This is a genomic window from Halorubrum sp. B52 (genome assembly GCF_059752555.1).
Map to the genome: position 1 here is coordinate 1 of NZ_MWTG01000004.1, position 13,590 is coordinate 13,590.

At 58.7% G+C, this 13,590-nt stretch carries 18 protein-coding genes; 12 read left to right on the forward strand and 6 right to left on the reverse strand.

From position 1 onward, the window contains the following. A partial coding sequence (locus tag B4V04_RS00765; protein ID WP_498228489.1) for a type IV pilin domain-containing protein occupies nucleotides 1–492 on the forward strand: 492 nt, incomplete at its 5' end. 6 nt (nucleotides 493–498) lie between these two features. Here the strand turns inward: B4V04_RS00765 and B4V04_RS00770 are convergent. Next, nucleotides 499–759 carry a DUF7386 family protein gene (locus B4V04_RS00770; RefSeq protein WP_498228491.1) on the reverse strand — a complete coding sequence of 87 codons (261 nt, stop codon included), beginning with the start codon at nucleotides 757–759 and terminating at the stop codon, nucleotides 499–501. Nucleotides 760–997: 238 nt separating this feature from the next. Further along, nucleotides 998–1,204 (reverse strand): DUF8053 family protein, encoded by a 207-nt coding sequence (locus B4V04_RS00775; protein ID WP_498228492.1) that lies wholly within the window; start codon nucleotides 1,202–1,204, stop codon nucleotides 998–1,000. Between the two features lie 101 nt (nucleotides 1,205–1,305). Between B4V04_RS00775 and B4V04_RS00780 the strand changes: the two genes are divergently transcribed. From B4V04_RS00780 to B4V04_RS00830, 11 genes are all read left to right on the forward strand, one after another. Then, nucleotides 1,306–1,713 (forward strand): DUF8023 family protein, encoded by a 408-nt coding sequence (locus B4V04_RS00780; RefSeq protein ID WP_498228494.1) that lies wholly within the window; start codon nucleotides 1,306–1,308, stop codon nucleotides 1,711–1,713. Beyond that, nucleotides 1,710–1,970 carry a DUF378 domain-containing protein gene (locus B4V04_RS00785; RefSeq protein WP_498228496.1) on the forward strand — a complete coding sequence of 87 codons (261 nt, stop codon included), beginning with the start codon at nucleotides 1,710–1,712 and terminating at the stop codon, nucleotides 1,968–1,970. Before B4V04_RS00780 ends, B4V04_RS00785 begins: the two co-directional genes overlap by 4 nt. Further along, nucleotides 1,970–2,509, forward strand: coding sequence for a hypothetical protein (locus tag B4V04_RS00790; RefSeq protein WP_498228497.1), 540 nt, complete (start codon nucleotides 1,970–1,972; stop codon nucleotides 2,507–2,509). Before B4V04_RS00785 ends, B4V04_RS00790 begins: the two co-directional genes overlap by 1 nt. A gap of 54 nt (nucleotides 2,510–2,563) precedes the next feature. Then, on the forward strand, nucleotides 2,564–4,066 hold the full coding sequence (locus tag B4V04_RS00795) for an Env/VP5 family phage fusion protein (protein ID WP_498228499.1): 1,503 nt from the start codon (nucleotides 2,564–2,566) through the stop codon (nucleotides 4,064–4,066). Next, nucleotides 4,066–4,254 carry a hypothetical protein gene (locus B4V04_RS00800; protein ID WP_498228501.1) on the forward strand — a complete coding sequence of 63 codons (189 nt, stop codon included), beginning with the start codon at nucleotides 4,066–4,068 and terminating at the stop codon, nucleotides 4,252–4,254. Before B4V04_RS00795 ends, B4V04_RS00800 begins: the two co-directional genes overlap by 1 nt. Beyond that, nucleotides 4,254–4,823: a DUF8063 family protein gene (locus B4V04_RS00805; protein WP_498228503.1), complete on the forward strand. Its 570-nt coding sequence runs from the start codon at nucleotides 4,254–4,256 to the stop codon at nucleotides 4,821–4,823. The genes B4V04_RS00800 and B4V04_RS00805 overlap by 1 nt, the downstream gene beginning before the upstream one ends. Beyond that, nucleotides 4,820–5,593 (forward strand): DUF8125 domain-containing protein, encoded by a 774-nt coding sequence (locus B4V04_RS00810; protein ID WP_498228505.1) that lies wholly within the window; start codon nucleotides 4,820–4,822, stop codon nucleotides 5,591–5,593. The genes B4V04_RS00805 and B4V04_RS00810 overlap by 4 nt, the downstream gene beginning before the upstream one ends. Nucleotide 5,594: 1 nt before the next feature. Further along, nucleotides 5,595–6,686 carry a hypothetical protein gene (locus tag B4V04_RS00815; RefSeq protein WP_498228507.1) on the forward strand — a complete coding sequence of 364 codons (1,092 nt, stop codon included), beginning with the start codon at nucleotides 5,595–5,597 and terminating at the stop codon, nucleotides 6,684–6,686. 189 nt (nucleotides 6,687–6,875) lie between these two features. Further along, nucleotides 6,876–7,277: a PD-(D/E)XK family putative nuclease gene (locus B4V04_RS00820; protein ID WP_498228509.1), complete on the forward strand. Its 402-nt coding sequence runs from the start codon at nucleotides 6,876–6,878 to the stop codon at nucleotides 7,275–7,277. 60 nt (nucleotides 7,278–7,337) lie between these two features. After that, nucleotides 7,338–9,176: a type I restriction-modification system subunit M gene (locus B4V04_RS00825; protein WP_498228510.1), complete on the forward strand. Its 1,839-nt coding sequence runs from the start codon at nucleotides 7,338–7,340 to the stop codon at nucleotides 9,174–9,176. Continuing rightward, nucleotides 9,173–10,606, forward strand: coding sequence for a restriction endonuclease subunit S domain-containing protein (locus B4V04_RS00830; protein ID WP_498228511.1), 1,434 nt, complete (start codon nucleotides 9,173–9,175; stop codon nucleotides 10,604–10,606). The genes B4V04_RS00825 and B4V04_RS00830 overlap by 4 nt, the downstream gene beginning before the upstream one ends. Before the next feature lie 275 nt (nucleotides 10,607–10,881). Here B4V04_RS00830 and B4V04_RS00835 read toward each other — a convergent pair whose 3' ends face one another. The 4 genes from B4V04_RS00835 to B4V04_RS00850 all read right to left on the reverse strand — a co-directional run bounded on the left by B4V04_RS00835 (nucleotide 10,882) and on the right by B4V04_RS00850 (nucleotide 13,404). Continuing rightward, on the reverse strand, nucleotides 10,882–12,501 hold the full coding sequence (locus B4V04_RS00835; RefSeq protein ID WP_498228513.1) for a DUF7845 domain-containing protein: 1,620 nt from the start codon (nucleotides 12,499–12,501) through the stop codon (nucleotides 10,882–10,884). Nucleotides 12,502–12,604: 103 nt separating this feature from the next. Then, nucleotides 12,605–12,907 (reverse strand): DUF5658 family protein, encoded by a 303-nt coding sequence (locus tag B4V04_RS00840; RefSeq protein ID WP_498228515.1) that lies wholly within the window; start codon nucleotides 12,905–12,907, stop codon nucleotides 12,605–12,607. Beyond that, nucleotides 12,900–13,052 (reverse strand): hypothetical protein, encoded by a 153-nt coding sequence (locus B4V04_RS00845; RefSeq protein ID WP_498228516.1) that lies wholly within the window; start codon nucleotides 13,050–13,052, stop codon nucleotides 12,900–12,902. Before B4V04_RS00845 ends, B4V04_RS00840 begins: the two co-directional genes overlap by 8 nt. A gap of 112 nt (nucleotides 13,053–13,164) precedes the next feature. Further along, nucleotides 13,165–13,404: a DUF7563 family protein gene (locus B4V04_RS00850; protein ID WP_498228518.1), complete on the reverse strand. Its 240-nt coding sequence runs from the start codon at nucleotides 13,402–13,404 to the stop codon at nucleotides 13,165–13,167. Between the last annotated feature and the right edge of the window lie 186 nt (nucleotides 13,405–13,590).

Below are 13,590 nucleotides of genomic sequence, written 5' to 3' on the forward strand. Positions count from 1 at the left end.
CAAACTATGAAACCAAGCAACCTGTTCAACTCGGACGACCGTGCCGTGAGTCCCGTTATCGGAGTCATACTCATGGTCGCGATTACTGTGATTCTGGCCGCCGTCATCGGGACTTTCGTGCTCGGGCTCGGCGACTCGCTCGGCGACAGTCAGCCCACAGCACAGCTGAGTGTTGATGTTGACGAGGGTGCAGCTAGTGACGTTATTACTCTCAGTCACGATGGCGGTGACTCTATCCCAGCTGATACTCTACGCGTGACAGTTACGAATACTGTCAACAATTCCCAAGCAACTGGAGATGTGGGAACGAGAGTGTCTGTTGGTGATTCGTTAACTGGTGGTGCAGAATATGCTGATGCAGGATTCCAAGTTGCTGCAAATGAGGATTACCGGGTTCGAATTATCCACGAACCGAGTGATTCCATTATCCTGGACCGGACCATTCAGGCACAGGAAGCATTCGGTATCCAGGACGCGTTCACGATCAATTAAATAGAATCACCTCCACCGGCTTTTTATCCGGGTTCGATACTCTAATCCGATAACTGACGTGTTACAGAGCTCCTGAATAGTCATCGGGTTGTACTTGTCGCGTCCGTCTCGAATATTTTCTTCACTTTCAATAAGGTGCGCAAGCCCGGCGTCGAGGACTACGCTCATCGGTGGGTCGTCGTCGGGACCGCAAGCCACGATATCGCTCGCCTTTTCGAGCTGTCGCTCACGCTCATCGGTGAGCTTGAGACTAGTGCGGCGGGTCATTCATAACCCTCTGTATGCACGGGGGATGTGATCTCGTCGATCTGGTCCGACTGATCCAAGTCTACTCTTATAGCCTCTTGGTCGACAACGACGAGCGGCACCGGTCGGCTCGAAACCCCACCCAATTTGATGCACCTTCCACGCCGACGGCCTTCAGCGAAGTGCATAGATCGCGGATCGTGAATACATCTGCGTCGAACCCCACGGGGTCGCGTCGAGAACCCCCTTCCAGCGGGTTTCATCGGATACCCTCCGGAAGATCCGGGATCGTTCCGTCGGCGACCGCCCGAACGACGTACACGCCGCGACCGAGTCGCTGGACGTGCATTCGCTGCTCGACCGGAATCTCGCCGTCGTCGAGAACTCCGTCCATCCCGAGCTCGCCCTTGTCGAGCGTCACGCGGGGCGTTCCGTCACAGTCCACGAGCTTGCGTAGTGAGGACATCGACTCTCGCAGGCACGGTGGGGTACAAAATGCTACCGGCGTATCCACAGCATACCCACGATCCGGGGTTTAACCATAGTCACCGTGGCCCGCTCACGGGCATGGCGAAAATGCAAATGGACGCGATCGACGCATCGTTCGTCGTCGTCGGTCTCGCGAGCGCCTTCATGCTCGTCGGGATCGCGACGTTCAATCTCTTCGACGTTGGGTTCGGAGAAACGCTATTCTCCATCGCCGGATTCGATCTCTCGACCGCGTGGGTGCTCGGCTACGCATCCATCGTCGGGACGATCGTCACCAACGAAAACACCGAGTGGGCGACACTCAGCGACGACATTCAGGGACTTCAAGGCTACTACGCCCTCGCCGCGGGCGGGACGCTCCTCCTCCCTGTCGCCTTCGTCGTCTTCCCGCAGGTCTCCGACTTCTTCACGTCGGCCGACCTGTGGGGGCTCGTCTACACCGTTGTGGTTACGACCGGGCAGTTCGCTCTGGGGTGGATGCTGTGAGTTCGATCTGGGACGGTGAGGACACGATCGCCGGCGTGATCTGGATCCTCACCTCGATCGGCTCCATCAACTGGGGGCTCTTGGAGTTCTTCGACTACAACGCCGTCGCCGAGCTCGGGACCGCCCTCGGCTCGACGACGGCCGCCACGATCGTCTACGGCGCCGTCTCCGTCGCCGGCGTGGTCACTCTCGCCGACCACATGGGGGTCTACGACGTGACCGAGGTCGTCGACTCGGTCACCGGAGGTGACGACTGATGAACCGCAACACAAGCAGATTCGCGAGGTACGCCCTCGCTCTCGTCGTTCTCGTCGCCGGTCTCGGTCTCGGTCTCTCCGGGGTCGCGGCACAGATGGATTCGCCGACTCTCGTCGAAAACGAGACGGTGACGCCGACGAACGAGACGCAGTCGATTTACCTCGACGCGACCGGCGTCGACGACTTCAACGGGAGCGACCCGGTGAACGTGACCGTCACCGTCGAAGGCCTCAGCGAAAACGAATCGGTGGGCAACGGGACCAACCTCGACACGTCGACGATCTCAGTGAGTGAGGGGAACGTTTCGAGCTATGACTATACTCTCACCGACGCCGATCGCGACTACGATCAGCTGGTCGTGAATGCAGAGGTTGACACGGACGGCGACGAGTCGTTGATCGCTTCGATCGACTGGGGGACGCTTGAGCAGGTCGCCGGTGGCGGTGGCGGCGGGTTCGGCTCGGGCGCGACCTCGACGGGGCTGATCGTCGCGGTCGTCGTGGTGATCGGCGCTGCACTCCTCAAGAAAGAGGACTAATCCGTGACCCAAACACAAACCGATTCCTCGCGGCGCTACTCTCGTCGCGAGGTCATGCGTCGGACGGCTCTCGGGGTCGGTGCCGCAGCTGCCCTTGGCGGGGGTGCCTCGACGAGCGCGGCGGCTATCCAATTACCGAGCCGGGAGACCGTTCTCACCGCGGCAGGGGTCGCTATCTCTCCACCGCTCGCTGGTGCCTATCTTGTGGGTCGTAGAATCGGCCAAAACGAAGCCGCGACCGGCGAAGATGTAGATGACGAGCTGTCGGAATTGAACGCCGAGGAAACGAACGCATCGGTGGTCGAAGACGGGAAATACGTTGTAGCGGTCGACAGCAACGTTCTCACGTCGATGGGCAACGTCATCAACGGGCTGGACAGAGGCGCGTACCAGCGCGGAATTGAAGAAGCGATCGTCGCCATGAATGGGGGCGATGCTGAGGCCGACGTGAAAACGAAGGCGAAGGACAAGGCGAGAGCGTACATCGCAAAGACCGAAAAGAATCTCCTCGATCACTGGGGGGTTCAGGTGGGTAAAATCGTCCGACTCTCCAATGCGGTACGGAACACATCGGGGTTGGATATCGGGAAGGCGGTCGCAAAATGGCGGAATGGGTCTAAGATTCAATCCTCCTCAGATACGTCGAAAGTGATGGTTTCGACCGTAGAGGAGGGACGGAATCTGGTTGATGGTACGAGCTACGCTTATACGACGTACGAGGAAAAAAACATAGACTTCAGCCCGCAAGTCTCTCCAATTCCCGAAAACGGGGATGATACCCTAACGTGGCGGAATGACGTGAACGCCGAAGTGGTCACCCTGTTCGATGAGACTCCGTACGGAACGCGGATGGGGGAGATTCTAAGCATCGCCTCAACGGTGACGAGCGAGTTAGATACGTGGGTATCTACGATCTACCCGAACTACACGACGGGAGACATCGATCTGTCGAACGTAGTGACGGCCGACCAGCTCGCTGCGACTGCCTCAGAACAAAACGACTTCACGAACGTAACGGCGGACTTCGCAACGCTCGGTATCCCGATCAACAACAAAACGAAGCTGACGGTCGAGATCGTGGCCGGCGAGAACTCGGGAACGGTAATCGACGGGAACCTATCTGTGAGCAATCCGCCCGAGAACGGGTTTATCGTCGGAGACACGTACTACCCGGATAACATACCGGGGCCGGTCTGGTTGATGTATAACCGGACGACCGAGTCCGGCGAGGAGGAAGGCGACGTATATCAAATACAGGACGCCTTCAAAGTGATCGACGCGGAGGGGTACGACGGCGAGCCCGTGTCTAATGTCACCTTCGAGGAGAAGACGAATCAACGATATTCGACCGACGTTCAGACCCTAAACGAGGAGCTGGACAAGCTCGCGGAGTATCAGCAGGAGATTCAGGAGGAGCGAGACGCCCTCATTGAAGAGGAAACGGCCGGAGGCGGCGGTGGCTTCCTCACTGGCTCGGATCAGAACTGGGGAGTCATCGCCGCGGGCGCCGGCGCCGCCGCCCTCGGATGGGGGTACATCACGGGGGAGGACTCCTAATGGCAGTCACGCCGATCGGAATCGCGATCAACGCGATCACGTCCTTCGTGAAATCGCTCGCGCCGCTCGGGCAGCTGTTCTTTCTCGCGGTGGTTGTGTTCGCCGGCGCCGCCGCGCTCGGTTACGACCCGATCGGCATCATGGAGTCGTGGATTCGATCGTACCTCCGCGGCCTCGTGGGTGTCTAATGCGCCGAATCGCTGTTTTTTGTGTTGCGGTGGCCGTCGTCGCTTGTGTTGCGGTCGGGAGCGCCGGTGCGACTGGCGCCGGTTCCGGCATCGAAATCAACACGACAGCGACGCAGTCGGACGCGCCCGAATCCTACGCGCAGGAGATCGACCCCGAGACGCGACTCGTCTCATGGAGTTACAACGACGAGCGCGAGGGATTCGAGCTCCGGTTTGAAACCGACTCGTCGACGCGGATCACACTCACCGAGGCCGTGCAGTTTTCCGAGGGCGCCGGCTCCGGACGAATCTATCAGGAACGGCTCCCGGAGGGAGTGAGCGACGTGTTCGTCGCGGTTCCGCGTCGAGGCGGACAAGCGGCCGTCACCATGACGACGCCCGCGAGCATTGAGCGGAATCGCTTTAGCTACGTGTCGACCGGCGAGACGAGCCCGAACCGTCCGCCGATCAGTTACGAGCGCGTACAGGCGATCGTCCTGATCACCGCGATCGGCGCGACCGGCGCCGCGGTCGGCGTGGTCCGTCGCCGACGAGACGACGAGGAGAAGAGCTACCGGAGGATCCTATGAGTCTCGTCGAGAGCCTTCGCGAGAACCGCCGGCTGCTATTCGTCGGTGGGTGCGCGTGGGTCGCCGGCGCGGAGTACGACGTGGTTCCGTACCCGTGGGCGATCGAGGGCTCGGGCGTCGTCGCGACCGCGGCCGTCGCGGCACTCGTCGCCGGGTTCCTCGCCGCCGGCCGGCTCGACGACCTACTCCCCGAGGAGGACGGGATCTACCTCGTGGCGTTCGAGTCGTCGGACGACACGGGCGGGGCGATCTACGAGCTCAGCGAAGACCAGTTCGCGGCGATGGACGTGGTCCATGGTACGCTCTTCGAGTGGCCGGTCGCGAAGCGCGTGTACGAGGTGAAGGAGTACCGGCCGGAGGAGAACGTCGCAGTCGGCAACTGGCGGGAGTCGATCGCCGGGAGCCAACTCGCCGGCGACGCCCAGGTGGCCGACGCGATGGACCAGATCGCCGAACTCCGCGACGAGTTCGAGCCGGAGGCGCGCAAGAGCCGGCACCTCCAGCGGCGGATCCGGTCGATCGTCCGGAAGCTCGACCGGCGCCGGCTGCTCGACCAGCAGGAGATCATCGACCCGACCACGACGCCCGCGTTCGACCGGGACGACGCAACCGTGTCGCAGGTGGTCGCGGAGGAGATCCCCGACGAGCTGCTCCCGGAGTCCATGACGTCTGCGGAAGCGATTGGTGAGGAAGCGAACGGACACGACGAGGAGACGGTCGGCTTCGAGCTGCTCGACGACGTGGACGAACCACTCGCGAGGAACGACTGACATGGGAAACGACAAGACAGGCGCGTACGCGGCGGCCGAGTTGGGATCGAAGCTCCGGGGCGAGGACCCCGGCGAGAACGTGCGGTCGTTCGCCGGGCTCGTCGACGACCGGCGGACACTCCGGCTCCTCAACTACTACGACGGGCTGATCGACGAGCCGATCGAGGACACGGATATCGGTCGGCTCATCATCCAGAACGCGGCGACGCGGACGATCGACGAGGCGGTCCGACACGGGAGCGTCTCGCAAATGAAGTCCGCGACCGGGCTCACCGGACAGGAACGCGAGGGCGGCGACCTCTACGCGGACGCGGCCGCGGAACTCACCCACGAGGGCGCGATCGGGCTTGTGTTTGGGTCGCCCGGCTCCGGGAAGACCGCGACCACGCTCGACGTGGCGCAGGCCTGGAAGGTCCGCACGGGCGGCGCGCTCATCGGAAACACCTCGTGGGACGGGTTCGACCGCGTGGTCCGATCCGACCGGGAGATGCTCGAAGCGATGGCCGAGATCGAGGGGCCGGTGCTCGCGCTGCTCGACGAGATCGCGCAGGAACTCTCCGGATTCGGCTCGGGCAACAAGGCCGCCGAGCAGTTCTCCGACTCGCTGCTCTTCATCCGCAAGAAGGAGGCGCAGCACGGGCCGCACCCGAAGCGCGGATCGGTCCTGCTCGTCGGTCACACCAGGACGAAGACGGCGAAGTCGATCCGGCGGGTCGCGTCGTTCGCGATCAACAAGCCGAGCCGGTCGGATCCGGGGATCGCGCGGCTCCTCGAATCCGAGGGCGGCAAAGACGAGTTCGCGGAGGCGGGCGACTACAAGGGACTCACCGACACGGCCGAGACGTATCCCGAGCACGAGGCGAGCGAGTTCGCGATCGTGATGGAGGACGACGACGACGACGACGCGCTCGATGCCGCCGACCTGAAGCGACAGGAAGCGATCGACAAGGCGATCCGCGCGGTCGAACGTCACGGGATGACCTACGCGGACGCGGGCGACCTCGTGGGCTACTCCGCGGCGTGGGTGTCGGACCGGATCGCTGAATACCGCGACGGCGACCACGGAGGATCGGTAAATGAGCTCGAAGCGTGAATCGTTAGACTGCGAGCCGGTTCACTCGTTCATTCACTCGCCCACCCCGGCGCATACCTTATTTTATACGCGGGCGATCGCGGCGGGGGGTGCGAATCCGCGCGGGGGGATCGCGGCTGGATTCGATCGATCGACGTTCGATTCGCGGCGAGACCTCGAGTTCCAACCGCAACCCAAACGGATCGACCGATGAGTTACGACCCTGCGATCGTCGGCTACTACGGGAAGCTCGTCGAGACGTGGGCGGCCGACAACTATCCGATCGAGCTCGACTACCCCGAGGTTGGCGGGCTCAAGTTCGACGCGACCGACGAGGAGGACGGTCGGCCGTGGGACGTGAAGGGCTCGATGACGAATGGAGTCCGGCCGACGTTCAAATTCTGGGAGGATCAGCATCGGACGCTGGGTCGTGAGGACGGCGGCTATGTGCTTGTGTGGTACCGAGCGGAGGGGCGGGAGATTACGGTCGTGTCGTCGCGCAGCGTTCGTGCTAGAGCGTTGGAGATCGACAACTGGACGAACCCAGGTGAGACTCACTATCGATCCCACTCGCGGGAGGCGCAAATTCCGGCAGGTCTACTCAATTTATAATATTGTTTAGCAGTAGCGTCTTACGAATATACTAAGTGTCCGAGGGGATTTCAATCGATTATGGCAGAGCAGTCCGATCTACCCGAATTTGAAAAGGAAGTCCAGACAGAGGCTGTTCCAGAGGATAAAATAAAATGCTACATCACCGGTAATCTGCGAGAGGATACACCCGAAGAAAGAGTCCGACAAACTGTTGCTCGAAGCCTTGTTAATGAATATGGGTATTATAAATCTGATATTGGTGTTGAATTTACTGTTCAGATGGGACGTCAAAAAAAGAGGGCTGACTTAGTTGTATTTGAGGAAGATTCTGAACATTCTCAAGAAAATATATACATCACAATTGAAACAAAGAAGGAGGATATAAAACCTTCAGACCAAGGTAGTGGTGTTTCTCAACTCGAAAGTTATACTGCCGCTTGTATGAACGCTTCATTTTCTCTTTGGGTTGGTAGCGAAAGATTGGCGTTCGATGTTATCACTGAAACTGGTAATCGAAAATTGAAGGAAATTCCGGATATTCCCAAACGTGGAGATACTGACGTTCCTAAACCCACTAAAGGATCTTTGGTTCCCGCTGTAGATCTGAAATCGGTGTTTCAAAGGGTCCATAACTATGTTTATGCCAATCAAGGGATTCAAAAAGATCGTGCTTTTGAAGAGATTTTGAAAGTTATATTTGTCAAGGTATACGATGAACAATACAGCCCTTCACTCCGATTCTATGTGCTAGATGGAGAGAATATCGAATCAGTGCGTTCCCGTCTAAATAGCTTGTTTTCTAAGGTTAAGAGTGAGTATCAGTATATTTTCGAGGGGAGTGATGAAATACAACTCAACGATACAGTTCTTCGGTATGTTGTATCTGAATTACAGAGATTCACTTTCGTAGACACTGCAACTGACGTCAAAGGAGAAGCTTATGAAGAATTGGTTGGTCCAAATCTTCGAGGAGACAGGGGAGAATTCTTCACTCCAAGAAATGTGTGTAATATGACTGTAGAGATGGTTTTCTCTCTATTTGATGAAGAGCAGATCTCAAGTCCAGGCGGAATACGGATTCTTGACCCCGCTGTTGGGACGGGTGGCTTCCTAATCTCCTCTGTGAAATATATCTCTGAACTATTTGAGCAGCGTTCTCTACACTCGGACCAAATTAGAGACCGGGTTAGAAGAGTCGCTAATAAGAATCTATACGGGATCGATTTCAACCCTTTTCTTGTTAAGGTTGCTCAGATGAACATGGTGATGCACGGAGATGGATCCTCAAATATTGTGCACGCCAATTCCTTGCAGAACCCAGATAATTGGAGTTCTGAAGCACAGGAAACAGTGCCATTAGGATCGTTTGACGCAATCATTGCTAACCCACCATTCGGGACAAAAGCAGTAGTTGATAATGCTGATATTTTGAATCAATTTGAGATGACGACTACTGGTTCTGCCAGTAAGCGTGACTCCTTGCCCCCGGAGCAACTATTCATTGAGCGAGGATTACAGTTTCTGAAACCGGGTGGTATCATGGGTATTGTTCTCCCCGATAGTATTCTGAGTAATCCAGGCTTAGAATGGCTGAGAGAGTGGCTGCTTGAAGAAGCGAGCATATTGGCGAGTATTGATTTGCCAGTGGAAACCTTCCAGCCACACACAGGCACCCAAACCAGTGTTCTAATACTACAGAAGCATAAAGAGAATTCAATTCCACCCAAAGATTATAACATATTTATGTCAATTCCAGGGACTGTTGGACATGATCGAAGAGGCAATCCCGTATTCAAAAAGACGCCAGACGGAGATATACGTGTATCACAAGATGGTCAGCCAGTGATTGATGACGATCTACCTCAAGTTGCTGAAGAATTCAAGCAGTGGGCAAATGAAAAGGGGGTTACCCGATGAACAGTTCAGTTGCATCGACAGAAGTTCCTATTGAATGGGTAGAGGAAAGTAACCGGCTAGACGCAGGTTACTTTTCTCAAGAAGGGATCGAAGCGCGGGTACTATTAGACGAAATAGAGGAGGAAGGTGTACATCTAGATACAATAGGTGATTTAACATCGCGATTATTTAAAAAGCCGAGATTCAAGAGAGACTACTGTTCCCGTTCTGAGGGAGAGCCATATCTCACTCCTACAGACATGTTTATGTTCCCGATCAAGGAACGAAAATATGTTAAGAACCCACCGGATGAACTTAAATCGAATCCTGGATGGATTCTTATTACACGTTCGGGAACTGTAGGTCGCACTATTGTATCTAATAAGTTCCTTTCAGAGTATATCTTGTCTGATGACTTGATACGTGCTGTTCCTCAAGAAGGCATTGGAGGCTACCTCTACGCCTACTTGAATTCCTGGATTGGCCAAGCTCTATTAAGTAAGGACGAGTTTGGTTCGGCAATCAAACATATCGATCCACACCAACTAGAAGAGGTGCGAATTCCTCGGTTCCCTGAGGTTGAACCGGTTATTCAGGACAAGATCGAGAAAGTGAATACTCTAAGAGAAGATGCTCACCGTCTACTGGAGGAAGCAGAAGAACAAGTCTACAGTGACTGCTCGCTTGACCGAGTGTCTCAGACAGAGCTAGAAACTCTAGGCGATACTGAGGATTCTGACTCATTCAATATTAGTTACAGAAATTTGGAAAAGCGGTTTGATGCCTCCTATCATACGCCAAGTGTTCATGCGGCTATTAATCAGATGGAAGAGTCAGAGAAACAAGGAATCGGTCGTAGAGTACCTCTTAAAAAACTCGCAGAATCATTTGTCCCACCTCGGTTCACTCGGATTTATGTTGATGATCCCTCAGATGGAGTTCCAATGTTGCAGGGATCACATGTTGATCAAATTGAACCACAAGGACTCCAGTACATCTGGGAAGAGATGGATAATCTAGATAGATACATAATCGAGGAAGATATGATTCTTGTTACGTGTTCTGGGACAGTGGGGGATACCTGCCTTGTTAGTGAAAAACAGGACGGCTGGGCTGCCACAAATCATCTTATCAGAGCCGTACCTAACGATTCTATCCACCCAGGCTACCTTACAGCATTTCTGATAAGTGAATACGGGCAGGTACAGTTTGAGCGTCTCACTTATGGTGGAGTTGTTGATGAGATCGGGGAATCTGGAGAGCTTGTTGATGATCTAACCATATTTGTCCCAGACGATAGCAGCATAGAAGAGGAAATCGGCGAGAAAGTAAAAGAGGCATACTCAAAGAGGGATACAGCAAATGAATTAGAAAACGAAGCAATCGCCGATCTAGAGTCTCATATGGCTTCGTTTGGCTCTCCCGGAGCTGGCGAATACAGTATGAGGTAAGGTGTAGTCTCTCATCTATTCAGAACACGATCAGTATCACACAGTCGCTCCTATGAAATGTGGTGTTCCTTAGAATCTGTGGCCTTAGCCACACCCCTAACTGTCGACCGACCCCCCGGTGTCGGTTCGACGACGGCGCCGAGCTCGTCGAGACCGGATCGGCGCTTGTGTTGCGGTCGAGATCATCGCGAACCCGCCGGTCGGAAGGGTCGATCGCGGCGAAAACAGTCGGAAAACGAGGATCTGAATAGTGTTGCCACTCACGAGGGGCCGCGCTACCGGAGGGTCTGACCCCTCCCCCACGCGCCCCGCGCCGGCCGGATCTTCGGTCCCGCGTCGTCGCGGTAGTGCGTCACCGCCTCTTTGAGCCGCTCCGGATCGCGACCCGCGTCGGTCCAGTACCGCTTGAGTCGCGTCACCAGGTCCGACCACGACTCCCCGGCGAGGTTCCCCATCCGAACCCGGAGCTGCGCCTCGCGCTCGTCGACGTGGATCCCGTTCGCTTGGCAGAACGCGATCAGCTCGTCCGTGCGCTCGTCAAGCGACTGTCGCTCCGCGTTCTGGACCGCGTTCGCCGCCGTGCTCATCGCGTTCCGAACGCCCTCACGGGCGGCGTCGAGCGCCTCGACGACCTGCTCCGCGACGTGGTGCGACCGCAACGCCACCGACCCCTGCTCGCGAACGACCATGTCCTCGATCCGCCGGAGCCCCCGTCGCACGCTGTCCGGGTGCCAGTCGTGTTCCTCCGCGATCTCCGCGGGGGAGACGTCCCCGCCGTCCGAGACGAGCGTCTTCAGCGAGTCCCACTCGACCGGCGAGAGCCCGTCGGCGAGCTGGCGAACGACCACGTTCCGCTGATCGCTCTCGACGCGTTCGAGGTTCAGCGGGAGCACCCGCGACCAATCGACCGTCGCCGCCTCGAAGTAGGCGTCCTCGACGAACGTGCGACCGCCGCTCGGTCCGTCGTCGTCGAGCGGCTGCGTCGGGAGCCCCGCCTCGTTCAGCGTCGCGAGGATCGCCTCTTCGAGCTCGGCCGAGATCTCCTCGTGGTCGACCGGTCGAAGCGTCTCGTTCCACCGACTCGACTGATACGACGCTTCGAGTTTCGGGTGCGCGAGCGGGTGATCGTCGGGAAGCGACTCGGCGTTTCGCGCGTAGTAGTGCTTGAACTCCTTCGGGATTCGGTGGTCCGGGAAACACTCGCGGACCCGCTTCGGTCCGAGCGTCACCGTGTGGTAGTACCCGGCGCGCTCCGTGTCGTCTTGGACGAGTTTCCGGTAGCCCGACCGGTCGCTTTCGAGGAGGTGGCCCATCCGCGCGAGCGGTCCCTCTCGCGAGTGGATCGCGCCGGACACGTCCCGGTCGAGCCGGACGTACCGCGCCGCATCCATCACGACGCTGTACTCCTCGTTGCGGTTCGCGAAGTGCATCGGGTCGAGCGTCACGGCGCCAGCCGCCCGGTGGATCACCGTCTCGACGCGATCGAACTCGACGTTCGACGCGTTCACCCGGACGTTCACCGCGTCGCCGAGATCCCACATGGGACGGGCGACCGAACTCCCCGATTCGGATTCGAGCCCGCGCCATCGTGGCTGGATGAGCGCCTTCACTTTGCGCTCACCCGTCTCGTCGTCGGCGACAGCGTTCAACCGGAACTCCCGGAGTGTGTCGAACTCGACACGCGTCCCGTCCGGCGTCTTGCCGCCGTCGGGAGGCGCGAGCCCGGACTCCTGATAGGAGAGCGTCACGCGCCACTCCTCGCCGTTGAACCGGAAGGTGCCCCTGCGGCTCCCTGTGGCGTCGCAGAGACGCGCGGCGCCGAACCACGGCCCGAGCCCGTCGTCGTACACGTAGTTCGCCATGTACTCGTGCGGGGCCGTCTCGACCGCCTTCATCGCGAGACTCCTGCTCGGTCGAGATAGCAGCCGGCGCACTCGACGCGACCTCCGCGGACACGAACCGAGGTACGCTCGCAGCCGCACGTCTCGCAGGTGGGTCTCACGCGAACACCACCACGAGATTCACCGCTGCGACGACAGCGCCGATCGCGGCGATTCCGAGCCCGACCCACTCGGGCGTCTCCAGGGCGTCGGCGGCGACCGGCCACGCGAGGGCGGCGACCGCAACACAAGCGCACATCCCGACGACCGTCGCGAGCTCGCCGGCCGCGAGCAGCTCGCGAACGACGGGATTCGCCTCGGCGTTGAGCCCGACGGCCCGGGCGGCGAGGACCGTCGTCGTCGCGTCGAGAACGCCGTGACTCGTGAAGATCGCGGCGGCCTCTCCGGCGCGGTCACGCATCGGTCGCCTCCAGTAGGTACGCCTGAACGCAGTACGGCCGCGAACGGTCGACGATCGCGCCGATCTCCTCGAAGGTGAGATCGGTCTGTTTGCGAAGGCGAACGATCACCCGGTGCCGGTGGATCGTCGCCGGATCGTCGCTCACGCGGATCCCCTCCGTTCGGCGTCAAGCTGCCAGCGAAGCCGGGCGGCGTCGGCGACGTGAACGCGTGGACCGCGAGCCGGATCGTACAGTTCGGACGCCCGGACGAACGGCGTCATCCCGACAGCCCTCCGTTCCACGGCTCGCCGGCGTTGCGGGCGGGACTCGTCCGCGGGTCGGGCGTCGACACGTCCTTGCCGGCCGCGCTCCCCTCGCAGATCCGCACCCACGAGTCGCACTCGGGACAGCGGTGGGCGCGATCGTCGCCGTCACCGTGGACCCGACGGAAGTCCGTCGGAACGTGGGCGCCACAACTGAGACAGTCGTGAATCGGCTCCGGGTGGAGACGGATCACCGGACCACCTCCGTTTCACTACGGATCAGTCCGGACGGCGTCGGGGTGCGACACGACTCGCGGCGGACTCTCTCAACGGCTACGCTCGGGAGTATATAACGCGAATCACGGATTCGGGAGGAGAGCGGCTGAGACCCGGCTCCTCGGTCCTGAGGAGTCGAGTAAAATTCAGATGGACTCGCGGGG